General features: G+C 73.4%; 18 protein-coding genes. 10 read left to right on the top strand and 8 right to left on the bottom strand.

The features are described 5' to 3' along the window. Positions 1–24 precede the first annotated feature (24 nt). Entirely contained in the window at positions 25–1101 is a 1077-nt protein-coding gene (locus ACFVUY_RS25465) for a Gfo/Idh/MocA family oxidoreductase (protein ID WP_387733524.1), read from the bottom strand. 287 nt (positions 1102–1388) lie between these two features. On the opposite strand from ACFVUY_RS25465, the gene ACFVUY_RS25470 reads away from it, so the two are divergent. The 3 genes from ACFVUY_RS25470 to ACFVUY_RS25480 all read left to right on the top strand — a co-directional run bounded on the left by ACFVUY_RS25470 (position 1389) and on the right by ACFVUY_RS25480 (position 4361). Then, complete coding sequence (locus ACFVUY_RS25470; RefSeq protein ID WP_387691752.1) at positions 1389–2168, top strand: HAD-IIA family hydrolase; 780 nt, start codon at positions 1389–1391, stop codon at positions 2166–2168. Between the two features lie 218 nt (positions 2169–2386). Further along, a complete protein-coding gene (locus ACFVUY_RS25475; protein ID WP_359901874.1) occupies positions 2387–3115 on the top strand; it encodes a uracil-DNA glycosylase in 729 nt (242 codons plus the stop codon). Positions 3116–3302: 187 nt separating this feature from the next. After that, positions 3303–4361, top strand: a complete 1059-nt coding sequence (locus ACFVUY_RS25480; protein ID WP_387733526.1) for a glycoside hydrolase family 6 protein — start codon at positions 3303–3305, stop codon at positions 4359–4361. A 128-nt stretch (positions 4362–4489) separates the two neighbouring features. Here ACFVUY_RS25480 and ACFVUY_RS25485 read toward each other — a convergent pair whose 3' ends face one another. The 4 genes from ACFVUY_RS25485 to ACFVUY_RS25500 form a co-directional block, all read right to left on the bottom strand. After that, positions 4490–6421 (bottom strand): galactose oxidase-like domain-containing protein, encoded by a 1932-nt coding sequence (locus ACFVUY_RS25485; protein WP_387733529.1) that lies wholly within the window; start codon positions 6419–6421, stop codon positions 4490–4492. A gap of 159 nt (positions 6422–6580) precedes the next feature. Continuing rightward, positions 6581–8683 (bottom strand): glycosyltransferase family 2 protein, encoded by a 2103-nt coding sequence (locus tag ACFVUY_RS25490; protein WP_387733532.1) that lies wholly within the window; start codon positions 8681–8683, stop codon positions 6581–6583. A 614-nt stretch (positions 8684–9297) separates the two neighbouring features. Then, a complete protein-coding gene (locus ACFVUY_RS25495; RefSeq protein WP_387733534.1) occupies positions 9298–10017 on the bottom strand; it encodes a 3-oxoacid CoA-transferase subunit B in 720 nt (239 codons plus the stop codon). A gap of 4 nt (positions 10018–10021) precedes the next feature. Then, positions 10022–10783 (bottom strand): CoA transferase subunit A, encoded by a 762-nt coding sequence (locus ACFVUY_RS25500; protein ID WP_387691762.1) that lies wholly within the window; start codon positions 10781–10783, stop codon positions 10022–10024. 483 nt (positions 10784–11266) lie between these two features. Between ACFVUY_RS25500 and ACFVUY_RS25505 the strand changes: the two genes are divergently transcribed. The 6 genes from ACFVUY_RS25505 (at position 11267) to ACFVUY_RS25530 (ending at position 17333) form a co-directional block, all read left to right on the top strand. After that, a complete protein-coding gene (locus ACFVUY_RS25505; protein ID WP_387733536.1) occupies positions 11267–12538 on the top strand; it encodes a substrate-binding domain-containing protein in 1272 nt (423 codons plus the stop codon). Between the two features lie 5 nt (positions 12539–12543). After that, positions 12544–13368 (top strand): ABC transporter ATP-binding protein, encoded by an 825-nt coding sequence (locus ACFVUY_RS25510; RefSeq protein ID WP_387691766.1) that lies wholly within the window; start codon positions 12544–12546, stop codon positions 13366–13368. 95 nt (positions 13369–13463) lie between these two features. Beyond that, positions 13464–14228, top strand: a complete 765-nt coding sequence (locus ACFVUY_RS25515) for an ABC transporter ATP-binding protein (RefSeq protein ID WP_387733652.1) — start codon at positions 13464–13466, stop codon at positions 14226–14228. Next, positions 14228–15094 (top strand): branched-chain amino acid ABC transporter permease, encoded by an 867-nt coding sequence (locus tag ACFVUY_RS25520; protein ID WP_387733537.1) that lies wholly within the window; start codon positions 14228–14230, stop codon positions 15092–15094. The genes ACFVUY_RS25515 and ACFVUY_RS25520 overlap by 1 nt, the downstream gene beginning before the upstream one ends. Positions 15095–15303: 209 nt before the next feature. Next, complete coding sequence (locus ACFVUY_RS25525; RefSeq protein WP_387691887.1) at positions 15304–16431, top strand: branched-chain amino acid ABC transporter permease; 1128 nt, start codon at positions 15304–15306, stop codon at positions 16429–16431. Then, complete coding sequence (locus ACFVUY_RS25530; RefSeq protein ID WP_387733540.1) at positions 16428–17333, top strand: alpha/beta fold hydrolase; 906 nt, start codon at positions 16428–16430, stop codon at positions 17331–17333. Before ACFVUY_RS25525 ends, ACFVUY_RS25530 begins: the two co-directional genes overlap by 4 nt. Positions 17334–17415: 82 nt before the next feature. Here the strand turns inward: ACFVUY_RS25530 and ACFVUY_RS25535 are convergent, their stop codons facing one another. Together ACFVUY_RS25535 and ACFVUY_RS25540 are read right to left on the bottom strand one after the other, a co-directional pair. Beyond that, a complete protein-coding gene (locus ACFVUY_RS25535; protein ID WP_387733543.1) occupies positions 17416–18690 on the bottom strand; it encodes a hypothetical protein in 1275 nt (424 codons plus the stop codon). Between the two features lie 503 nt (positions 18691–19193). Next, a complete protein-coding gene (locus tag ACFVUY_RS25540) occupies positions 19194–19781 on the bottom strand; it encodes a DedA family protein (protein WP_387691888.1) in 588 nt (195 codons plus the stop codon). Between the two features lie 629 nt (positions 19782–20410). Between ACFVUY_RS25540 and ACFVUY_RS25545 the strand changes: the two genes are divergently transcribed. Continuing rightward, entirely contained in the window at positions 20411–21523 is a 1113-nt protein-coding gene (locus ACFVUY_RS25545) for an LLM class flavin-dependent oxidoreductase (RefSeq protein ID WP_387691773.1), read from the top strand. Between the two features lie 111 nt (positions 21524–21634). Here the strand turns inward: ACFVUY_RS25545 and ACFVUY_RS25550 are convergent, their stop codons facing one another. Then, positions 21635–23716: a putative bifunctional diguanylate cyclase/phosphodiesterase gene (locus ACFVUY_RS25550; protein WP_387733546.1), complete on the bottom strand. Its 2082-nt coding sequence runs from the start codon at positions 23714–23716 to the stop codon at positions 21635–21637. Between the last annotated feature and the right edge of the window lie 37 nt (positions 23717–23753).

The following is a 23753-nucleotide window of genomic DNA, read 5'->3' on the forward strand; positions in this document are numbered from 1 at the left end:
CGGCAGGTTCCGGCGAGGCGTTTCTCAGCCCGGGCGGACCGCCGTCCCGGTCGCGGCGGAGGCGCGGGCGGCCTCCAGAACGGCCAGGGCGGCCACCGCGTCGCGCGGGTCGACCGGGGGCGGGGTGCCCGGGTCGGTCAGGGCGGCGGCGATGCCCGTGTAGAAGGCGGGGTAGTCGCCCGGGTCGGTGGGCAGCGAGATCGCGGACTCGTCGGTGCCGAGGGTGCCGTACTGCGCGGGCCGGTCGGCGCCCCAGGGGTGGGTGCCGCCGGGGCGCAGGCCGGCCCGCAGGTCGGCCTCCTGCGGGTCCATGCCCGGCTTGACGTAGCCGGCGGTGTCGCCGAGGACCCTCAGCCGGGGCCCGATCAGCGGGGTGACGGCGCTGGTCCACAGGTGCGAACGGGTGCCGCAGGTGTGGGTGAGGGCGAGGAAGGCGTCGTCGTCCACCACCGCGCCGTCGCGCCGCACGTCGATCTCCGCGTACACCGTCTCGACCGGTCCGAACAGGGTGAGTGCCTGGTCGACCAGGTGGCTGCCCAGGTCGTACAGCGTGCCGCCGACCTCGGCCGGGTCGGCCAGCTCCCGCCAGCCCGGCTTGGGCTTGGGGCGGAAGCGCTCGAAACGGGACTCGAAGCGGTGCACCCGGCCGAGCGCGCCGCCGCGCACCAGCCGGGTCGCGGTGAGGAAGTCGCCGTCCCAGCGCCGGTTGTGGAAGACGGAGAGCAGGACGCCCCGCTCCTCGGCGAGCCGGCACAGCTCCCGTGCCTCGGCGGCGGTGCCGGCCAGCGGCTTGTCCACCACGGTGGCCAGGCCGGCCCGCAGCGCGGCGCGGGCGAGCGGCGCGTGGGTGCGGTTGGGCGAGGCGATGACGACCAGGTCGAGCGCGTCCGGGTCGGCGAGCAGCTGCTCGGGCGTGTCCACGGCGCGGGCGCCGGGGTGCTCGCGCGCGAGCTGGGCGCGCCGGTCCGGGTTGGCGGTGACCACGGCGTCCAGCTGCAGCCCCGGGGTGGTGGCGATCAGCGGCGCGTGGAACGCGGAGCCGGCCAGGCCGTAGCCGATCAGGCCGACGCGGAACGGGCCGGGGGTCGTCTTCGGGTTCATGCGCCTACTCAATCACGAGGTGCCCGATTACTCCCGGTTCGGTGAACGGCGCCGGGGAGTACGGAGGGCGCCCGGTCGGGAGGGTCCTCGCGGTGGGTGTTGGGGAGGGGCGCCGGGGTGGGCGTCGGGCCGGTGGAAGCGGCAGGTGAGGCGGGTGCGGGAGGCCGGGTCGGCGCCGGTCCGGTGGGCGGGACGTCCTGTTCCCGCACACCCGGGCGGATTAGGCTGTGGCGGGTCAGGGCCCTCGTTACGACGCAAGACGCTGCAACACTTCGGGAGAAACGCACGTGGCAGACCGCAAGCCCATCGAGTCCTGGCTGACCGACATGGACGGGGTCCTCATCCACGAGGGCACGCCGATTCCCGGGGCGGAGGAGTTCCTGCGCAAGCTGCGGGAGTCCGGCAAGCCGTTCCTGGTCCTCACCAACAACTCCATCTACACTCCGCGCGACCTCAGCGCCCGGCTGGCCGGGATGGGGCTGGAGGTGCCGGAGGAGTGCATCTGGACCTCCGCCCTGGCCACGGCCAAGTTCCTCAAGAGCCAGCGGCCGAACGGCACGGCGTACGTGATCGGCGAGGCGGGGCTCACCACCGCCCTGTACCAGGCCGGTTACGTGCTGACCGACAACAACCCCGACTACGTGGTGCTCGGCGAGACCCGCACCTACTCCTTCGAGGCGCTCACCAAGGCGATCCGCCTGATCAACCAGGGCGCCCGGTTCATCTGCACCAACCCGGACGAGACCGGCCCCTCCCCGGAGGGCGTGCTGCCGGCCACCGGCTCGGTCGCGGCGCTGATCACCAAGGCGACCGGCGTCGAGCCGTACTTCGTCGGCAAGCCGAACCCGCTGATGATGCGCGAGGCGCTGAACACCGCCGGCGCCCACTCCGAGACGGCGGTGATGATCGGCGACCGGATGGACACCGACATCGTCGCGGGCATGGAGGCCGGCATGGAGACGATCCTGGTGCTCACCGGCCTGACCGCCGCGTCCGACGTGGAGCGGTTCCCGTACCGGCCGACCCGCGTGGTCCAGTCGATCGCGGACCTGGTCGAGCTGGTCTGACCTCCGCGGTGCTGTCGTGGGCCCCGTTCCGGCCGGTCGCCGGGGCGGGGCCGCTGCGTACCCGGGGCAGGGCCGCTGCGTACCCGGGGAGGGGTCGGGCGGACGCCGGCCGCAGCCCGGAACCCGCTCCGGGGGCGTGAGTTGTCGGTGGTGCTGTGTAGCGTTCGGGGTGAAAGAGGGCGTGCGGCGCAGCAGCCGCGGTGTTGGAGGTAGATGTCGTGACGGACACGGTCGAGGCGGGCGTGGTCGAGGCCGGCGAGGGCGGCGGGCTGGAACTGCCCGAGTCCTGGCGCGGGGTGCTGGGCGCCGAGACGGAGAAGCCGTACTTCGCGGAGCTGGCGGCCTTCGTGGCGGCCCAGCGCGCGGAGCACGAGGTGTTCCCGCCGAGCGGCCAGGAGTTCGCCGCGCTGGACGCCACCGCGTACGACAAGGTCCGGGTGCTCGTGCTCGGCCAGGACCCGTACCACGACAACGGGCAGGCCCACGGCATGAGCTTCTCGGTGCTGCCGGGCACCAGGACGCCGCCGTCGCTGCGCAACATCTTCAAGGAGCTGGACGCCGACCTGGGCATCCCCGCCCCGGACAACGGCTACCTGATGCACTGGGCCGAGCAGGGTGTGCTGCTGCTCAACGCGGTGCTCACGGTCCGCGCGCACGAGGCCAACTCGCACAAGGCGAAGGGCTGGGAGAAGTTCACCGACGCGGTGATCAAGGCGGTGAGCGACCGCGAGGAGCCCGTGGTCTTCGTGCTGTGGGGCAACTACGCGAAGAAGAAGCTGCCGCTGATCGACACCGCCAAGCACGTGGTGGTGCAGGGGGCGCACCCGTCGCCGCTGTCGGCGAAGCTGTTCTTCGGCAGCCGTCCGTTCTCGCAGATCAACGCCGCGCTGGACTCCTTCGGTGCCGAGGCCATCGACTGGCAGGTGCCGAACCTGAAGGAGGCGTGAGCCCCCGCCGGAGCGCCGCCGCGCGTTCCTGAGCACTTCCGGGTGCCGGTGGCCGTGGACCGGACGGGTTCGATGTCCCGTCCGCCCACGGCCACTTGGCGTTCACCGACGGTGGGCGTCGACCGGTGCCGGGTGTGCTTAGCTGGTGCCGACCGGTCGCCGGACCGGTCCCGGGGAGGAGCGGTACGTGCACGGGCTGGGGCGGGCAGGGGCGTTGCGCGGGGCCGTGGGGGCGCTGCTGGCCGGGGTGGTACTGGCGGCCGTGTCCGGCTGCAGCGGGTCGGACGGCGGCGAGCCGCGAACCGGGTCCGCGCCGTCCGCCGCGGGTGCGGCCGACGGCGCGGCGGCGGGCTCGGGCTTCGCCCAGCTTCCCGGCCAGGCCTTCTACGTCTCCGACCGGACCAACGCCGCCCACCAGGTGTCCGCGCTGCGCGGGCAGGGCCGGACGGCGGAGGCCGACGAACTGCTGCGGATCGCCGCCCAGCCCTCCTCGCAGTGGCTCGGCGAGCAGGGCGCCGGGGAGATCGCCGAACAGGTGAGCCGACGGGCCGCCGAGGCGGGCCGGACGGCGGTCTTCGTCGCCTACGACATCCCGCACCGCGACTGCGGCCAGTACTCGGCCGGCGGCGCCCCCGACGCGGCCGCCTACCGGGCCTGGATCACCGGCGTCGCCCAGGCCCTCGGCGACCGCAAGGCCTGGGTGGTGCTGGAGCCGGACGCCGTCGCGCACACCCTGGACACCTGCGGGATCAAGGGCGACCTGGCCGCCGAGCGGTACGGCCTGCTGGCCTTCGCCGTCCAGGAGCTGAAGAAGAACCCGAACGCGCGGGTCTACCTGGACGCGGGCAACCCCGGCTGGGCGCAGGACCCGGAGGAACTGGCCACCGCCCTGCGCAAGTCGGGCATCGCGGCGGCGGACGGCTTCGCCGTGAACGTCGCCAACTTCTACGACACCGCGCGGAACGCGGCGTACGGCGCCAGGCTCTCCGCGGCCCTGGGCGGGAAGAACTTCGTCATCGACACCAGCCGCAGCGGCAACGGGGCCCTGGGCGGCGACTCCTGGTGCAACCCGCCCGGGCGCGCGCTCGGCGAGCGGCCGACCACCGAGACCGGCCGGCCCGGGGTGGACGCCTACCTGTGGATCAAGAACCCGGGGGAGTCGGACGGCGACTGCGGCCGGGGCGAGCCCCGGGCGGGTCAGTTCTGGCTGCCGTACGCCCTCGGGCTGGCGCAGGCGGCGCGCTGAGGCCGCCCGCGCGGTGGCGCGGGCGTGACCGTGCGGCGGAGCGGGGCCGCGTGTGCCTGTCCCGGTCGGCCGTGCGGGCCCGGGCCCGCACGGCGCGGGCCTCCGGCGACGGCGCGGGGCCGTTGCGGCTACGCGGTGACCTGGATCCAGCGGGCGACCGACGGGGTGCCGGCGGCGTCCGTCAGGAACAGCATGTACCAGCCCGGCGGCAGCAGGTCGGGGTTGCGGGGCAGGGTCAGTGAGACGCCGTCCGCCGTCCGTCCGGCGATGTCCAGAGCCACCGAGCGCTGTTCGACGTCCGTCACGTGGGTGACCGAACTCGGCCGGATCAGCTTGGCGCCGGCGACCGCCTCCGGCCGTGCGGTGCCGACGGCCAGCGTGCCGCCGAGCCCGGCCGCCTGCGGAACGGCACCGAGCTGCGGGCGTTCGCCGTGGTACAGGTACGGCGGGGTGTAGATCTCGATGCGCTGCTCGAAGCCGCCCGGCCGGGTCTCGGCCTTGTCGGCGAAGAGCGGGTTGGAGCCCAGCACGGCGACCCGGCCGTCCGGCAGCAGGAGCGCCTCGGAGTGGTAGTCGCGGCCGACGGCCGGTTCGGCGGCGGTGCTGAAGCTGTTGGTGTCCGGGTGGTACACCTGCGCCTTGAGCAGGTCGCTGTCGCCCCGGCCGCGGTAGCCGCCGGAGCCGCCGGTGGTGAAGACGGTGTCGTCCGGGAGGATCACGCTGTTGAGGTAGCGGGTGCCGCCGGCCGGCAGGTCCGGGCCCGGGGTGAAGGCGGGCGCGCCGGAGGACAGGTCCGCGATGTCGGTGCGGGCCGTGGACAGCGGGGACTCGCCGACGCCACCGCCGCCGAGCACCATCACCTTCTGCGCCTGCGCGGGCGGCAGCAGCACCGATGAGGAGGTCTCGGTGAGGTTGGGGTCGCGCAGGCCGGGGACGGGCTGGAAGGCCCCGGTCGACACGTCCCACAAGCCGGGCTCGCGGCCCTTGTCGCCGGGGCCGTAGCCGCCGTTGGAGCCGGAGTAGAAGAGCTTGCCGGAGGCGGTCAGGAAGATCGCCGGGTAGGTCGGGAAGTAGTGGTCGGGGCCCTTGGACCAGGACTTGGTCCTCGGGTCGTAGACCTCGTTGTCGTTGCCGTCGAGGATCTCCCCGGTGTCGTCCAGGCCGGAGACGGTGACCACCCGGCCGTCGCCCAGCCCGGTCAGCGTCGGGTACCAGCGGGCGTGGGCCATGTCGGTGACCGGCTCGTAGAGCTCGGTGTCCGGGTTGAACTCGAAGGCGGAGCGGATGCCCTGGTACTCCTGCTTGTCCAGGGTGAGCTTCTCGTTCTGCCCGTACAGGTTGTGGGCGTCGGTGCCGCTCAGGCCCTTGACCTGGTACTGGGCGGGGGAGTCGGAGACGTAGTCCGGGCCCGGGCCGACCGCCTCCACGTACACCCGCTGCTCGCCGGCGGTGACCACGGTCTCGCGGCCGGAGCCGGTCTTGGTCGCGGCCGGGACGGTCACCGGGGCGGTGCTGGCGTACTCGTGGCCGTTCGGGGCGACGAAGACGGTGCCCTTGGGGAAGGTCCGGTCGCGCTCCGGGCTCTCGTTGCGCACCCGCATGATGCCGGCCGCCTTCTTCACGGCGGCGGCCAGCTTCTCGTAGCGCTGGGTGCCGCCGGCCACCAGGACGCGGCCGTCCGGCAGCGAGGTGTGGCCGCCGCAGAACATGTCGGCCGGGGTGGGGACCAGCTTGTAGGTGTTCGCGGCCGGGTCCCAGAGCAGGCTCTTGAAGGTGCCCGCGTTGAACTGCTTCTCGTCGTTGCCCGAGCCGGCCACGATCAGGACCTTGCCGGTGCGCAGCAGGGTCGCGTGCACGGCGTTGACCCGGAACTCGGCGGGCAGCGACAGGGTCTGCCAGTGGCCGTACTGCGCCTTGTACTCGGGGCGGTTGATCACGTAGTGGTGGTACTGCTCGGAGGCGAAGCCGAGGACGGCCGGCGCGTTCATCCCGGCCACGGTCAGCGCGACGGTGCTGCCGAGGGCGAGGCGCTTGGTGCGGCCGGCCTTGTGGATCTTCACGGTGGGTGCTCCCCTCGGGAGGCGGTCGGGTGCCGGGCTGGGGCTGGGCTGGGGGTTGGACTGGGGGCCGGGGCTGCTCGGGGTGGGCTCTGTTCGGTGGGCGGGCGTCCGTGGGTGCTGTCCATGGGTGCTGTCCGCGGGTGCTGTCCGCGGGTGCTGTCAGTGGGGGGATGTGCCGCTGCCGGCGCGGTCGGGTGCGGGGCGGTCGGGTGCGGGCCGGGTGGGCGACGGGTCCGGTGCCGTGTGTGCGGGCGGCGAGGTGCGGGGGTCGCGGGCGTGGCGCGGGCGGCGCTTCTCCAGCAGGACCGTCGGGGTGGCCGTCGGTCCGCCGGTGACGGTGAGGTTGGCGGTGGGGCGGGTCCGGCGGCGGCGGACGGCGTCGCCGGCGGTGATCAGGACCGGCAGGAGGGTGAGCACCAGGGCGATCCAGGCCCAGGCGCGCATCGCGGCGTGGTCGTAGCCGGTGACGTAGGAGGCGGTGATCGCGGCGCCGAACACCAGCGTCCAGAACAGGTGGAAGCGGAAGGTGCCGAGCCGGTCGGTGCTGGCCGAGCGGCCCTTGGGCGTCACCACGAAGCGGCTGCGCACCCGCAGCAGCGACTGGAGCAGCGAGGCCGCGTAGACCGGGCCGCAGAGCGCCGACATCACCATCCCGGCGACCCCGGAGGAGCCGGCCGGCTCGTGCGGGCTCACGTTGTGCTTGCGGTTCCAGGTGTAGAGCAGGAGCTGGAGCGCGGCGGCGTCGCTGTAGAGCATCATCCAGATCTCCGAGGAGACGTGCACGCCCGATGCGCCGAAGCCCAGGTAGAGGACGCTGGACAGGCCGCCGAGCAGCCAGGTGAGCGCCGCCATCGGGTAGAAGCCCACCATCAGCGTGTAGTTGAGCAACCGCCCGGGGGACAGCTGCCACAGCACCCGCCAGTACTGGGTGAAGAGGGTCTCGTAGGTGCCGCGGCTCCAGCGCAGCTGCTGGGAGAAGAAGTCGGTCCAGGAGGACGGTCCTTCGCCGACCGCGAGCACGTCCGGGGTGTACACGGACTTCCAGCGCTCTCCGGTATCCGGGTTTCGGCTGCGGTGGAACTCCAGACCGGTCGCCATGTCCTCGGTGATGGAGTCGTACAACCCGCCGATCGACTGGAGCGCGCTGATTCTGACGGCGTTGTTGGTGCCCACGAACATGGGCGCGCCGTAACGGTTTCCGGCGCGTTGGACGAGGGCGTGGAAGAGGTACTGCTGGCTCTCGGAGAATTTGGTGACGGCCGAGCCCGAGCTGCGGTAGTTCCCGTACACCTGGGGGCCGACCACGAATGCCACGTCGGGGTCGCGGAAGTAGCCGAGCATCCGTTCGCAGAAGTCCGGCAGCGGAACGTGGTCGGTGTCCACGGACACCCAGAACTCGTAGTCGTCGCCGTGGGCCTGGAGCCAGGCGTTGTAGTTGCCGTGCTTGGTGCCGGCGCGGAACCTGCCCTTCGGCCGGTTCCACTGCGGCCGGCCGGCGCGGCTGAAGTGCCGCACGCCCAGCTCGGCGCAGAGCTCCCGCATTGCAGGATCGTTTCCCTCGTCCAACAGCCAGACGTCATAGGGTCCGTCGTGCCGTACGGCGCGGGCCGCGGTCAGCGTGGCCCGGACCATCTCCGGCGGCTCCTTGCCCGGCACGCAGGTGGTGAGGAAGGCGACCCGGGTGCCGGACACCGGCGTCACCGGGACCGGGTCACGGGCGACCAGCGTGGCGTGGGTGTTGGAGACGACGTTGACCAGCCGGAACACCTCGACGACGGCGATGATGCCGATCATCACCTTGTCGCCGAGCAGCACCAGGGCGTTCGTCTCGTCCAGCCGCTCGGGCCAGTGCTCCGGCAGCAGCAGCCAGACCAGCAGCACCGTCTCCACCACCGGGGCGGCGACCATCAGCAGCGCGGCACGGATCCGGTGCGGCTCGCGGCGCAGCAGGCTGCGGTACCGGACGCGGTAGGGGGCCGCGGGCGGTGGCTCGTACGGGGTGGAGGCGTACGGGGGAGAGGCGTGCGGGGCGCTCGCCGAAGCGGGGTCGTACGGGGCGGCCGGTTCGGGCCAGTAGACGCCGCCACCGAGGTCGTCGTCCTCGTCCGGGTCGTACGCCGGGCCCGCGAGACGGCTGAAGTGGCCGTAGTCGTACGGGGCTTCGGGTGCGGGAACGGTACTGAGGGCGGCCTCGTCCAGCTGCCCGGCACCTCGCCCGCCGGCCGTTCCGGCGCCCTTTCGCCGCGAGAACGGCGTGGTCATGGCTGCTCCCCCCGGGAGTTCGCTCCGTGCTCGGCTCGCTCGGCCTTCGCGTGGGCCTGCCTCGACTCGGAGCCGTCCGGGTGGAACTCGGTGGAACCGGCCGGAATCGACTGGAACGGGACCGGGTGAACTGCGCTTCTCAGGCAGTTCCCGGGCCGTCCAGCGCATTCGCCGGGTTCCGCCGGTTCTGTCGCGCGTCGGTACGGGGGCTTCGAATCCGGGATCCCGATGCACTTTCCAGCTTCCCCTCCGGGCGCTCCGGGATCCTTGGCCTCATCAACTCTCCCCGAGTGCACCGGTGATCGCAACCAATCCGGGAGATCGCCGCCGCCCAAGCATGAAGATGCCACGGTTCCCGGCCGATCCGGCGGGCGTTGGTGCTATTGCGGTGAATTCGCCCGGTCCCGGGCGGCGATCCGTGGAACTCGGGTGCGGCGGAGGACTGTTGAGAGGGCGGTCGCGGTCGCGGTCGCGGTCGCGGTCGCGGTCGCGGTCGCGGTCGCGGTCGCGGTCGCGGTCGCGGTCGCGGGGGCGGGGGCGGGGCGGCTGCGGGGCAGCGCAACGGCCGGACCGCCCCACGGGCGATCCGGCCGGTGCGCCCGGGGCCGGGCCGGTCAGCGCGGAGGCAGCAGGGCGGCGCCGGTCGCGGCCCGGACCTCCGCGAAGTCCACGCCCGGCGCCGTCTCCACCACCCGCAGCCCCTCCGGGGTCACGTCGATCACCGCGAGGTCGGTGACGATCCGGTCCACGACTCCACGACCGGTCGCCGGAAGTGACAGTTCGTCGACGATCTTCGGCGAGCCGTCCCGGGCGGTGTGCTCCATCACCACGATCAGCCGGCGGGCCCCGTGCACCAGGTCCATCGCGCCGCCCATGCCCTTGACCATCTTGCCGGGGATCATCCAGTTGGCGAGGTCCCCGGTGGCCGACACCTGCATCGCGCCGAGCACCGAGACGTCGATCCGCCCGGCCCGGATCATGCCGAAGGAGAAGGCGGAGTCGAAGTACGAGGCGCCGGGAGCGACCGTCACCGTCTCCTTCCCGGCGTTGATCAGGTCGGCGTGCTCGGCGCCCTCCTCCGGGTACGGGCCGACGCCGAGGATGCCGTTCTCCGAGTGCAGCACCACCTCGACGCCCGGCGGGAGGTGGTTGGGGATCAGGGTGGGCAGGCCGATGCCCAGGTTCACGTACTGGCCGTCGCGCAACTCGCGGGCGGCGCGGGCGGCCAGGGCGTTGCGCGGGTCGAGGGCGGAGGCGGGCGCGGGTGCGGAGGCGGGCGCGGGTGCGGAGGTGCGGGCGGAGGTGGGTGCCGGGGCGGCGGTCTCGGTGGGCATCGGGTCAGGCCTCCTGGAGTGCGGGGCGGACGGTGCGGCGCTCGATGCGGCGGTCCCCGGGGTCGGCGGCCACCACCCGGTCGACGTACACCCCGGGCAGGTGCACCGCGTCCGGAGGGAGCTCGCCCGGCTCGACGATCCGGTCCGCCTCGACCAGGGTGATCCGGCCCGCCGCCGCGCAGAGCGGGTTGAAGTTCCGGGCGGCGGCGTGGAACACGCAGTTGCCGTGCCGGTCCGCCACCTCGGCCCGGACCAGTGCGAAGTCCGCCGTGATCGCCTCCTCCAGCAGGTACCGGCGGCCGCCGAACTCCCGGACCTCCTTCGGCGGGGAGGCCAGGGCCACCGAGCCGTCGGCCGCGTAGCGCCAGGGCAGCCCGCCCTCCTCGACCTGGGTGCCGACCCCGGCCGGGGTGAAGAACGCGGGGATGCCGGCGCCACCCGCCCGCAGCCGCTCGGCCAGCGTGCCCTGAGGGGTCAGCTCCACCTCCAGCTCGCCGGAGAGGTACTGCCGGGCGAACTCCTTGTTCTCCCCGACGTACGAGGAGGTCATCCGGGTGATCCGGCCGGCCCGCAGCAGCAGGCCCAGCCCCCAGTCGTCCACCCCGCAGTTGTTCGACACCACCCGCAGTCCGGTGGTGCCGGAGTCGGCCAGGGCGCCGATCAGTGTGCTCGGGATGCCGCAGAGGCCGAAGCCGCCGACGGCCAGCACCGCGCCGTCGGGGATGTCCCCGACCGCGTCGGCGGGGGAGTCCAGGACCTTGTCCAAGGGATCACCTCATGAGGGAGTGGGAGGAGAGGAGTGGGAGGAGAGGGGAGGGGCGGAACGGCGGGGCAGGGGGCAACGGGCCAGGGGGTGACGGGGAGCGGGGAGGGGCGGGGAGCGGGGGCGGGACGGCCGGCGGGCCCGGGAACCGCGCGGAGCCCGTGGCCGTACCAGGCCGGGCTGGGGTCCTGCCTGGGCCGGACCGGGCGGGCACGCCGCTGGGGTGGCTGCCGCCGGACGGGCTCCGCGCCCCTCCACCGTCACCGGGCGGGGGCCGCCGCAACCATGGCGGCCACCCCCATGGGTGGGTGCGGAGTCGTGTCGAAAGACCACACCCGGGCGCGCGGAGGGCGGCGGAGGCCCGGCGGTATGTCGGCCGGAGCCACATCCGGGCGGGCTGATGCGTCAACTGGGCACATGTCGCCACTCCCACCGCACACCTACGGTTCCCGCAATCACCCCGCCGCACCTCAGGAGTCGGTCACCATGCGCAGCTCGACAGCCCCCTCCCGGACCGCCGCCGGCGCTCGTCCGGGCGACTCCCTGACCGGCGGACCGGCCCGGAAGCTCGCCGCCCTCGCGGCCTGCGTCCTGCTGGCCTCGGGCTGCGCCAAGGCCGGAACGGCCGGGACGAGCGCGGCGGACGGTGGCGCGAAGGGCCCGATCAAGGTCGGCCTGGTGTACTCCAGGACCGGGCCGCTGGCCGCCTACGGCAAGCAGTACCTGGAGGGCTTCAAGGCCGGCCTGAGTTACGCGACCAAGGGCACCGGCGCGGTCGACGGGCACAAGATCGAGTTCGAGGAGCAGGACGACGCCGGCGACCCGGCCAAGGCGGTGTCCGCCGCCAAGGATCTGATCGGCAAGGGCTACAAGGTGCTGGCCGGCTCCACCGCCTCCGGCGTGGCCCTCCAGGTCGGCCCCATCGCCGCGCAGAACAAGGTGCTCTTCATCAGCGGCCCGGCCGCCGCGGACAAGGCCACCGGTCTGAACAAGTACACCTTCCGATCCGGCCGCCAGTCCTACCAGGACATCAAGACCGCGGCCTCGTTCGTCGGTGACGCCAAGGGCAAGAAGGTCACCGTGCTCGCTCAGGACAACGCCTTCGGCCAGGCCAACGTGGCCGCGGTGAAGGCGGTGCTCGGCGGTGAGGGCGCGACCGTCGACCAGGTGCTCGCCCCGCCGAGCGCCACCGACCTCACCCCCTTCGCCACCCAGGCCAAGACCGCCAAGCCCGACCTGCTGTTCGTCGCCTGGGCCGGCGACACCGCCTCGGCCCTGTGGACGGCGCTCAACCAGCAGGACGTGTTCGCCGACACCAAGGTCGTCACCGGCCTCGACCTGGCCGCCTCCTATCCGCTGTTCGGCCCGGCAGGCGAGAAGATCTCCTTCCTGAACCACTACTTCGACGGCGCTGCCGGCACCCCGGTGGAGAAGGCCATGACCGAAGCCGTCTCCGCCGCCGGAGGGAAGACGGACATCTTCACCCCGGACGGCTTCACCGCCGCCCAGATGATCGTGCACGCCGTCGAGTCCAACCACGGCTCCGCCGAAGACACTTCGGCCCTGGTCAAGGCCCTGGAGGGCTGGAGCTTCGACGGGGTCAAGGGGAAGACCACGGTCCGCGCCGAGGACCACGCCCTGCTCCAGCCGATGTTCCAGGTACGGCTGACCGGCAGTGGCGCCGCCGCCAAGCCCTCGGTGGAGAAGACCCTGACCGCGGACGAGGCAGCGCCCCCGGTCACCCCGATGGCGGGCTGATCCCGATGCCCGCCCGTACCGCCTCCACTCCTTCCTCCTCCTCCGCTCAGGGCTCCTCGTCCGTGCGTTCCTCCGCGTCCTCCTCCCCGGTGCTGCGCCTGGACGGGCTCGGCTGGGCCGTCCGCGGCGTGCCGATCGTCGAGGACGTCTCCTTCTCGGTCGGCGAAGGCGAGTTCATCGCCTTCATCGGGCCCAACGGCGCCGGCAAGACCTCCCTCTTCAACCTGATCTCGGGCATCTACCCGGCGACCCACGGCAGCCTCCACCTCGATGGCGCGGACGTCACCACCGAGGCGGTGCACGCCAGGGCCCGCCGCGGTCTCGGCCGCACCTTCCAGACCTCCTCCCTCTGGCCGGGGATGACGGTCGCCGACCACGTCCGCCTGGCCGCCCAGGCGGCGGCCGGGCCGCGCGCCTCGTACCGGCTCTGGCGCCGCGCCGACCGTTACGAGCAGCAGTTGGCCGACACCCTGGAACGCACCGACCTCACCCACCGCGCCGACACCCTGGCCAGTGCGCTCTCGCACGGGGAGAAGCGCAAGCTGGAGCTGGCCGTTCTGCTGGTCTCCGAGCCCCGGCTGATCCTGCTGGACGAGCCGATGGCCGGTGTCAGCGCGGAGGAGGTGCCCGCCCTCACCGAGCTGATCCGTTCCGTGCACCGGGACCTGGGCCGGACCGTCCTGATGGTCGAGCACCACATGGACGTCCTGCTCGGCCTGGCCGACCGGCTCGCGGTGATGCACCACGGCACGCTGCTCGCCCTGGACACCCCCGAGGCCGTGATGGCCGACCCGACCGTGCAACAGGCCTACCTGGGTGAGGCGTTGTGACCTCCTCTCCGTTCTCCGCCCAGCGCCCCACTCCTTCGGGGCGCTCCGCCTCCTCGCCGTCCTCCGACGCCGTCCCCCTCCTCTCCGTCCGCGATCTGCGGGTGGTCATCGACGGGCTGCACATCCTGCACGGGGTCGACTTCGACGTGGCCCCCGCCGGGGTGACCGCGCTCCTGGGCCGCAACGGCGCCGGCAAGACCACCACCGTCAAGGCCGTCATGGGCCTGGTGCCGCGCACCGGAAGCATCCGGCTCTCCGAATCCGAGCTCTCCTCCCTTCCCACGCATCTGGTCGTTCGTCACGGCATCGGCTACGCGCCCGAGGACCGGGGGATCTTCGCCGGTCTGACGGTCGCCGAGAACCTCCGCCTCGCCGAGCGCGCCGCCGGGAGCGGGAGCGCGGCCGGTGAACCGGACTACGCACTCGTCCACGAGCTCTTCCCCGAACTCAAGCAGCGGGCCGGGCAGTTGGCCGGAACGCTCTCCGGCGGCCAGCAGCAGATGGTGGCGATCGGCCGGACGCTGCTCAACCGCAACCGGCTGATCATTGCCGACGAGCCCACCAAGGGCCTGGCCCCGAAGATCGTCGCCGAGGTGGCCGAGGTGCTGGCGCGCGCGGCCGAGGCCGTGCCCGTCCTGCTGGTCGAGCAGAACCTCGCCCTCGTCCGCCGACTGGCGGGCACCTGCGCCGTCCTGGCCGACGGCCGGACCGCCCACCGCGGCGACACCGCCGAGCTGTTGGCCGATGAGGAAGCCGCCCGCCGCCTGCTCGGCGTCGGCTCCCGCCACCCGTTCGCCGGCGGGCCCCGGCCCGCCGCCTCCCCGGCCGCCCCCGTCGTCACCGCCGAGGTGAAGCCCTGATGGACACCGTCGTCCTCCTTTCCTGTACCGGACTCGGTCTCGGTGCGCTGTACTTCCTGGTCGCCTCCGGTCTGTCGCTGATCTTCGGTCTGATGGACGTGCTCAACTTCGCGCACGGCGCCCTGCTCTCCATCGGCGCCTACGCCACCTGGTGGGCCGGCGCCGAGGCCGGCTTCTCCTTCTGGCTCGCGGTGCCGTTCGGCACCCTGGTCGGGACGGCCGCCGCCGTCCTGTTGGAGCTCTTCCTGATCCGGCCGCTCTACAGCCGCCCGCGCGACCAGATCCTCGCCACCGTCGGGGTCGGGCTCGCCGTACCCGCCCTGCTGATGGGGGTCTGGGGCGCGGATTCCCGTCCCTTCCCCCAGCCGGAACTGCTGTCCGGCACCTGGCACGTGCTCGGGGCGACCGTCCCGGTCAACCGCTTCGTGCTGGTGGCCGCCGCCGCACTGCTGCTGCTCGCTCTTCGGTTGTTCCTCGCCCGCACCCGCTACGGGCTGATCGTCCGGGCCGGCGTCGAGGACCGGGCGATGGTCATGGCGCTCGGCATCGACGTCCGGAGGGCGTTCACCCTCGTCTTCGCCCTCGGTGGGGCGGCCGCCGCGCTCGGCGGCGCCCTCGGCGGCCTCTACTTCGGTTCGGTCAATCCCGGCCAGGGAACCGGCCTGCTCATCTTCGCCTTCGTCGTCGTGGTCATGGGCGGCATGGGCTCCGTGACCGGAGCCGCCGTCGCCTCGGTGGGCGTCGGCCTCGTCCAGCAGTTCGCCAACTACTACACCGGCGCCGGTCTCGGCGACCTCTCGGTCGTCGTCCTGCTCGCCGTCCTGCTTCTCGTCCGACCCCGTGGACTCACCGGGAGGCTCGCGTGAGCGCCGAAACACCGATCACGAGCACCGGTGGCCCCGCGGCGAGCCGCAGCGCCGCCGCTCCGGCAGGGGGGACTGACACCGGCCCTGCCGTGACCGCCGTGCCGGAGGAGGGGACTGACACCAGCTCCGCCGACACCGCCACTGTGGCAAGGGGGACTGACACCGGCCTTGCCGAGATCAATTGTGAACACAGGAGCGGGCCCGGCGCCATCCCTCGAACAGGTGATTCAGTCACTAACCGCTGGACAGGCGTGCACAGAGCGCTACGCTGGTGGCCGATCGCCCTGCTGATCACGTTCCTTGTCGCCCCATACAGTGCGCTTCCCGTCCCGGGACTGCTCGACGGCCCGCTCGGCAGCCCCGGCAGCCTCCAGCTGCTCGCCCTGTGCCTGCTCTACGGGGCCCTCGCCACCGGTTACGACCTCCTGCTCGGTCGGACCGGACTGCTCTCCTTCGGCCACGCGCTCTACTTCGCGACCGGCCTGTACGCCACCGATCTCGGCATGCTGGAGCTGCGACTGCCGTTCGCCGCCGCCGCGGTGTTCGGCGTCGCCTGCTCCGTGCTGCTGGCCCTGCTGCTCGGCTCGGTCAGCCTGCGCGTCACGGGCATCGGGTTCTCCATGGTCACCCTCGCCTTCGCCCAGGCCGGCTCGATCCTCGTCCAGCGCAACCCCGGCGGCGTCACCGGCGGCGAGGAGGGCCGCTCCGCCCCGGCCGACCTGCTGCCCGCCGGACTCCTCGGGATCGAGAACACCGCCAACCTGTACTGGATCGCCGTCGGCTACCTGGTGCTGACCGTCGCCGCGGTCCACTGGGCCGTCAAGTCGCCGATGGGCCGGGTCTGGGAGGGCATCAAGGAGAACGAGCGCCGGGTCGAGGTGCTCGGACTGCGGCCCTACGGCTACAAGCTGGTCGCCTTCGTGCTGGCCGGCGGGCTCGCCGGGCTGGGCGGGGTGGTCTACCTGCTGCTGACCGGTGGCGCCACCCCGCAGGCCGCCACCTCGGACGCCACGCTCGCGCTCCTGGTGATGGTCGTCCTCGGCGGCTCCGGCAGCCGCTGGGGACCGCTGCTCGGCGGTGTCCTGTACACCTGGGCGAGCCACCGGCTCGGCGACCTCGCCAACTCCTCGACCGTCGCCGACCTGCCGGCGGTGCTGCGGGTGCCGCTCTCCCAGCCCCTGTTCCTGCTGGGCGCCCTGTTCGTCGCCGTGGTCTACCTGCTGCCCGGCGGCCTGGCTAGACTGCCTGCCCGCATCCGCGCCGCCCGGTCCGCCCGCTCCGCCTCGGTGCCGGCCGGCCTCGGAACCGCCCACCCCACCGGAGGTACCCCCGCGTGAGCCAGTCGCCGCTGAAGCCCGAGGAGTTGACCGTCCCCGTGCCCGGTGGGGACCTGGCCGTCCTGCGCTGGCCCGCAGACGACCCGCAGGCCCCCACGATCGTGGCGGTGCACGGCATCACCGCCAACGGCCTCGCCTGGTACGAGGTCGCCCGCCGGCTCGCCGGCCGGGTCACCCTGCTCGCGCCCGACCTGCGGGGCCGCGGCGCCAGCCGCTCGGTCGCCGGACCGTACGGGCTGGCCCGGCACGCCGACGACGTGGCCGCGCTGATCGGCGCCCTCGGCCCGGGGCCCGTCACGGTGGTCGGCCACTCGATGGGGGCCTGGGTCACCGCCCTGGCCGCCGTCCGGCACCCCGGCCTGGTCCGCCGCGTCCTGCTGGTCGACGGAGCGGTGACCTTCCCGCTGCCGCAGGGCGTCCGCGAGGAGGACGCCCTGGCCGCGGTGCTCGGCCCCGCGCTGGCCCGGCTGTCCACGACCTTCCCGGACCGGGACGCCTACCGGGAGTTCTGGCGCGGGCACCCCGCCTTCGCCGGCGAGTGGACCGAGGGGATCGACGCCTACACCCAGCGCGACCTCGTCGGCACGGAGCCCGAACTACGTTCCTCCTGCGTGCTGGAGGCCGTACAGATCGACGGTGCCCAGGTCCTGCTGGACGAGGACGCGGCCGGCGCCGTGCACCGGCTGCCCTGCCCGGCCGACCTGCTCTGGGCCGAGCGCGGCCTGCTCGACGAGCCGCAGGGCCTCTACGACCACGCGCGGCTCGAACTGGCCCGGCTGGACACGGAACGGGTGCCTGCCGCACCGGTGCCCGGCACCAACCACTACTCGATCCTCTGGGGCGCGGCCGGGGCGGACCGCATCGTCCGCAACCTGCTCGCGGACGCCCCCGCCGCCGGGTAACCGGCCGGGACGACAGCGGCCGGCGAGGGCTCCGACCCCCGCCGGCCGGTGCCGGTGGCACGTTCCCGCGCCCCTCGGCGCGTCAGCCCGCCGTGCCGAGGAAGCTCTCCCAGCCGCCCGCCGGCGCCTGGCCGACGTTGAGCGAGCGCAGCTTGCGCAGGGTGGACTGGTCCTGCACCTCCAGCCACTCGACCAACTGCTTGAAGGAGACCAGTCGGACGTCGGGCTTGCCCGCGACGGTCTTGAGGGTCTCCTCGACGGCGTCCATGTAGATGCCGCCGTTCCACTGCTCGAAGTGGTTGCCGATGAAGAACGGCGCGCGGTTGCTGTTGTAGGCGCGCTCGAAGCCCGCCAGGTAGGAGTTGGTGGCCTGGGTGCGCCAGTCGCCGTACTTGGCCGGGTCGCCCTTGGTGCTGCCGCTGGACTGGTTGGCCAGGATGTTGTAGTCCATCGACAGGACCTGGAAGGTGTGCCCGGGGAACGGGATGGACTGCAGCGGGAAGTCCCAGACCTTGCCGTCCTGCACCTTCTGCGGCCATATCTGCAAGCCGCCCGAGGAACTGGCGTCGTACTTCCAGCCCAGCTTGGCGATGGTCGGCAGCAGCGCCTTCTGGCCCTCCAGGCACGGGGTGCGGCCGCCGATGAGCTCCTTCTTGTAGTCGAAGGGGAGCGGGTCGACGTCGGTGAAGCCGGTGTTGGTCCGCCACTGGGTGACGAAGCCGATCGCCTGGTCGATCTCGCTCTGCCAGTCCTCGGGGGTCCACATGTTGACCCCGTTCTTGTCCGGACGGCTGGAGCAGAAGTGCCCGTTGAAGTGGGTGCCGATCTCGTGCCCGGCCAGCCAGGCCTGGCTGATGAGCTTGAGCGTGCTCTTCACCGCGCCGTCCGACAGGTACGGGATGTCGGAGGCGCCGACCGAGTGCTTCGGCGGGTGGTACAGGTCTGCCTTGCCCTTGGGGAGGGCGTATATGCCCGAGAGGAAGAAGGTCATCGTGGCCTTGTGCTGCTCCGCCAGCTTCAGGAAGCGGGGGAACTGGCCGTCCTCGGTGCCGCCGGCACCGTCCCAGGAGAAGACCACGAACTGCGGCGGCCGCTCGCCCGGCTTGAGCTTCTCGGGCTTGGGCTGGTTCGGCTGCGGTCCGGTGTCCGCGTTGGAACCGTCGCCGATCGGGGTGCCCTTGGGCACCGCCGGCTGGGGGCCGGGGCTGCCGCCCTGGGTGGTGCCGGTACCGCCGGGGCCGGGGGAGGAGGCACCTTGTCCCGAGCCGGATCCGCCGCTGGAGCAGGCCGCGACCGCGCCGAGGGCCGCGGTCGCGGCGGTTGCACTGAGCACCGTCCTGCGCGAGATGCTGGTCATGGTCTCCCCTGGGTGCCGATGCCGGTGGTGAGGGCGGCCCGCAGCCGCACCGGTCAAATCGGGCAATTGATGAGTATTCCGCCGTTAGCATGTCATGTCGCCGTGGCGGCTTCCAAGGTCGCCGAGCGCTGACGACTTCCAACACGCCTGGCGCATCCGGCTGGGCTGCGGGGATGCGTCGACTGTTGCCGTCCTGTGACGCTTCCCACCCCGTGCGGCCCGGTCAGTACGCTACCGCCGGTCGATCGGCCCGCCGCCGGAGTTCGTCGTCGTTCGGCCCGATCGGTCGCCCTTTTGGGAAAACTTTTGCCCCTTGCAGGGGCGGGCGGCCCGAAGCCCGCCAGGGGAGGGCCGGCCCGGGCGGGCGTGCGGAAAGACGTGCGGGAAGAGGTGTGCCGGCCCGGGCGGGACCACGGGCAAGGGGGACCATGGGCCAGGGGCCGCTGCGGCGGGACCGTCACAAGGGGCGGAGGGCCGGCCGGGAGCGGCCGCCGGGCGGATCGTCAGAGTGCGGCGAGCCGCCGGGTGCGGCGCACCATGCGGGCGATCGCGGTGCTGATGGCGGTGGCCGCCGCGCAGGAGACCACGAGGCTCAGCCAGGCGGTGTTGAACCAGTGGCTGTTCAGCCAGCCCAGCGTCACGATGTAGGCGGCCCAGACCAGCGCCGCCAGTGCCGACCAGTGCAGGAACCGGTGCGGATGGGCGGGGGAGTGGCCGATGGCCAGGTCGAGGACGGTCCGCCCGGCCGGGACGAACCGCGCGACCACCACCATCGCGGCGGCCGCCCCGTGGGGGCGTTCGATCAGGGCCTCTTGGACCCGGGCCACGCTGGCCGCCAGTTTGGGGCGCCGGGCGAGCCGGCGGTGCAGCACCGGGGCGCCGCGCCGGGCCAGGTTGAGCAGCAGCAGGTCGCCCAGGAAGGAGGCCACCGCCACGCCCAGTCCGAGCATCAGGGGCGCACCGTCGATCTGCGAGGTCTTGAGCACGGCCAGGATGACCAGCGTTCCGCTGGGGATGAACGGAAGGAGGGCGTCCCCGAGCACGGCGACGAGCGCCAGCGCGCAGATCCACGAGGATCCGATCGCCGCCACGAAGTTCAAGGCCCTTTACTCCCTCCACGCCTCCCGAGGGAGCAGGTGGCTGCAGGGGTCAACGCTAGCGCCTCGACTTTTCATGCCATGAAGCACCCCGGTATGGCATGGGTCACGGTCGCTGATTCCGGCCGCGCCGCGGGGCGGGGAACCGCGCGTCCGGGCCGGTCCGGGGGCCGGGGCGCCCGGGTGGCGGACCGCCGCCGAAACCGAACGAGCCCCCGGGGCGGGGTGCCGCGCCGAGGGCTCGCAGTGATCGTCCGGTGCTGGTCCAGCCCGACGATCTTGCTGGTGGAGTGCGGATCCCGCTCCGGCGACCCGCTCCCGGCCCCAGCCTGCCGGACGCCGGCCCCCGGTCGCGAGCCCTGGCGTTGGCGACTTCCGGCGCTGGCGGGAAGTCGCCAGCCGTGTTCGCCCGCTGGCTCTGCGTCAGCCGAACGGTCGGTCGACTTCCGCGCGAAATGGCCGAAACCCGCTCGGACCGTGGCCGGACGACACTCCGGAGGCGGGAACAGCGAGGCCCCGGCCGTGGTTGACCCCCCTCGGCGACAGCGACCGGCGGGCCATCCGGGACCGCGCGGTCACCCACGACGGCCGGCCCGAGGACGGCGGCCAGAAGGGCGGACGGGATGACCACCGAGGACCACCAGGAGCACGGGACCGGACCGGAGGCCGGACCGCAGACCGGACCGGCGGCCGGCGCGGCGATCCGCGGCACCGCCCGCGGGACCGCGCCCGCGCCGCTCTCGATCCTCGACCTCGCCACCGTCGGCGTCGGCCACACGCCCGCCGAGGCCCTCGCCGCCACCACCGAACTGGCCCGCCGGGCCGAGCAGTGGGGCTACCACCGCTTCTGGGTGGCCGAGCACCACGGCATGCCCGGCGTGGCCAGTTCCACCCCGGCCGTCCTGCTCGCCCACCTCGGGGCCAACACCACGACGCTGCGGCTGGGCTCCGGCGGCGTCATGCTCCCCAACCACGCCCCGCTGGCCGTCGCCGAGCAGTTCGGCCTGCTGGAGGCCCTGCACCCGGGGCGGATCGACCTCGGACTCGGCCGCGCCCCCGGCACCGACCCGGCCACCGCCCGGGCGCTGCGCCGCGGCCTCGCCGAAGGCGCGGACGACTTCCCGCAGCAGCTCGCCGAGCTGACCCACTTCCTCGACGGCGACTTCCCGGACGGTCACCCGTACGCCCGGCTGACCGCCGTCCCCCGGGGCGAGGGCCGCCCGCCGGTCTGGCTGCTCGGCTCCTCCGGTTTCAGCGCCCAGCTGGCGGGCCGCCTCGGCCTCCCGTTCGCCTTCGCCCACCACTTCAGCAGCACCAACACCATCCCGGCGCTGGACCTCTACCGCTCGTCCTTCCGCCCCTCCGCCGTGCTCGCCGAGCCGTACGCGCTGATCGGCGTGAGCGCGGTCGCCGCCGACGACGAGCCCTCGGCCCGGCGCCTCGCCCGCTCCGCGGCCCTCGGCATGCTCCGCCTGCGGCGCGGCAACCCCGGCCCGATCCCCACCCCGGAGGAGGCCGAGGAGTACCCGTACAGCCCGGTCGAGGCCGACTTCATCGACAGCTGGCTCGACAACGTCGTGCTCGGCGACCCGGGCCGGGTCGCCGACGGGCTGGAGGCGCTGCGCAAGCGGACGGGCGTGGACGAGCTGATGGTCACCTCGCACATCCACGGCCACGAGGCCCGGCTCCGCTCGTACGGCCTGATCGCCGAGGCCTACGGCCTGACGGCGGCGTGACCTCGACGGCGGCGGCGTGAGCTCGACGGCCTGACGGCACCGGGACCGACGGCGCCCGGCGTGACCGGGCACTCGGACCGCCGGCCCGCCGGTCGCCCGCCCGTCCTGCGGCTACCGGCCGTTCAGGGCGGGGCGGCCCTCACGGAGTATGGCCGCGACCAGCTCGGCCTCCCCGGGGCGGGCGAAGTACCAGCCCTGGGCGGTGTCGCAGCCGGTCAGCCGCAGGCGCTCGGCCTGGGCGGCGCTCTCGATGCCCTCGGCGGTGACGGTCAGGCCGAGGGTGTGGGCGAGCTGCACCATCGCGCCGACGATCTGCTCGTCCGCGTCGCTGCGCCGGGAGCGGAGCTCCGGGCGGCCCGGACGGTCCGTCGGGGCGGGCTCGCGGAAGCCCTCGATGAAGGTGCCGTCGAGCTTGAGCACGTGCACCGGCAGCCTGGAGAGGTAGGCCAGGTTGGAGTAGCCGGTGCCGAAGTCGTCGATCGCGATCCGCACACCCATGTCCGCGAGTGCCTGGAGGGCCTGGAGCGGGCGGCCGCCGGGGCCGAGCAGGGCGCTCTCGGTGATCTCCAGCTGGAGGAGCCGGGCCGGCAGCCCGGTGCGTTCGAGCGCCCGGGCGACGTCGGCGACGATGTCGGAGTCCCAGATCTGGCGGGCGGCCAGATTGACGCTCACGAAGGTCTCGGTGTCGGGGAACTCGGTGAGCCACTGCCGGGCCTGCCGGCAGGACTCCTCCAGCACCCAGGTCCCGAGCGGCACGATCGCGCCGGTCTCCTCGGCGAGCGGGATGAAGCGGTCCGGGGAGAGCGTCCCGTAGCGGGGGTGGCGCCAGCGGACCAGCGCCTCCGCGCCGTGCACCGCACCGTCGGCCAGGCCGACCAGCGGCTGGTACTCGATGGTGAACTCACGGCGCTCCAGGGCCGGGCGCAGTGCGGTGGCGAGCAGCTGCCGGGTGAGCTGGTGGGCGCCGCGGTCCGGGTCGTAGAGGGTCCAGCGGGCGCGGCCGTCGGCCTTGGACCAGTAGAGCGTGGCGTCGGCGTCCTTGACCAGGTCGGTCGGGGTGGTCTCGTGCACGGACCGCTCGACCACGCCCACGCTGGCGGTGATCACCAGCCGGTGCCCGGAGACGTCGAAGGGACGTTCCAGCACCTCCAGGATCCGGGCGGCCAGCTCGGTCAGCTGCTCGCTGCCCAGGCTGTCGGTGACCAGGACGGCGAACTCGTCGCCGCCCATCCGGGCCACCAGGTGGGTGTCCCGGCCGTCGAACCCGCGCCGCAACCGGGTGGCGACGGCGATCAGCAGCTGGTCGCCGATGTGGTGGCCGAGCGCCTCGTTGATCGCCGCGAAGCCGTCGAGGTCCAGGTAGCAGACCCCCACCCGGCGTTCGTCCGCAGCCTCGGCCAGGGCCGGTCGGTCGTCCGGCGCGAGGCAGGCGGCGTCGAGCCGCTCGAAGAAGTAGGCCCGGTTGGGCAGTCGGGTCAGCGGGTCGTGCAGGGCCTGGTACTCCAGCCGGTCGCCGAGCCGCCGCTGCTCGGTGATGTCCTCCACCAGGGCGAGGGTGTAGAGCGGATCGCCGGCGCCGTCCCGGATCAGCGAGACGGTGACCTTGCTCCAGACGGTGTGGCCCTCGCGGTGCTTGAGCTGCTTCTCCACGCGGAACCGTTCCCGCTCCCCGTGGACGAGCTCGGGGAAGAGCCGGTCCGGCATGCCCTCCGGGTCGATGATCTCGTGCAGGTGGGTGCGGGCCAGTTCGCCGACGCCCCGTCCGATCAGCGTGGCGAAGGCCGGGTTGACCTCGATGATCCGGTCCTCGGCGTCGATCAGGGCCATGCCGATGACGGCGTCGCAGAAGGCGGCCCGGAACCGGGACTCGCTGGCCCGCAGCGCCGCCAGCAGTCGGTCGGTGCCGACGCCCTCCTGGTCGGTGCCCTCGGCCGCCCGGGCGCTGCGGCCGGCGAGCCCCCGGTCCCGGTGGGCGTCGTCGGTGAGCGGGGCCGAGCAGGTGGGGCAGAGCAGCAGTTCCGGCTCCGCGAGCGTCCCGCAGGCGCCGAGGGCGGTGGCGGCTCCCGCAGCGGGGGCGGGGGCGGGGCCGGCGGCCGGTTCCAGGACCGGCGGGGCGAGGTGGCGGTGGCGCGGTGATTCCTCGTGCCGCACGCCCGGGTGGTGTGCGTCGGCCCCCTCGTTCCGGCCCGGCACGGCATGCTCCCGTCCGCTGCTGACGCTTGACGATGGT

This window comes from Kitasatospora sp. NPDC058063, assembly GCF_042885395.1.
GTDB lineage: Bacteria > Actinomycetota > Actinomycetes > Streptomycetales > Streptomycetaceae > Kitasatospora > Kitasatospora lactacystinica.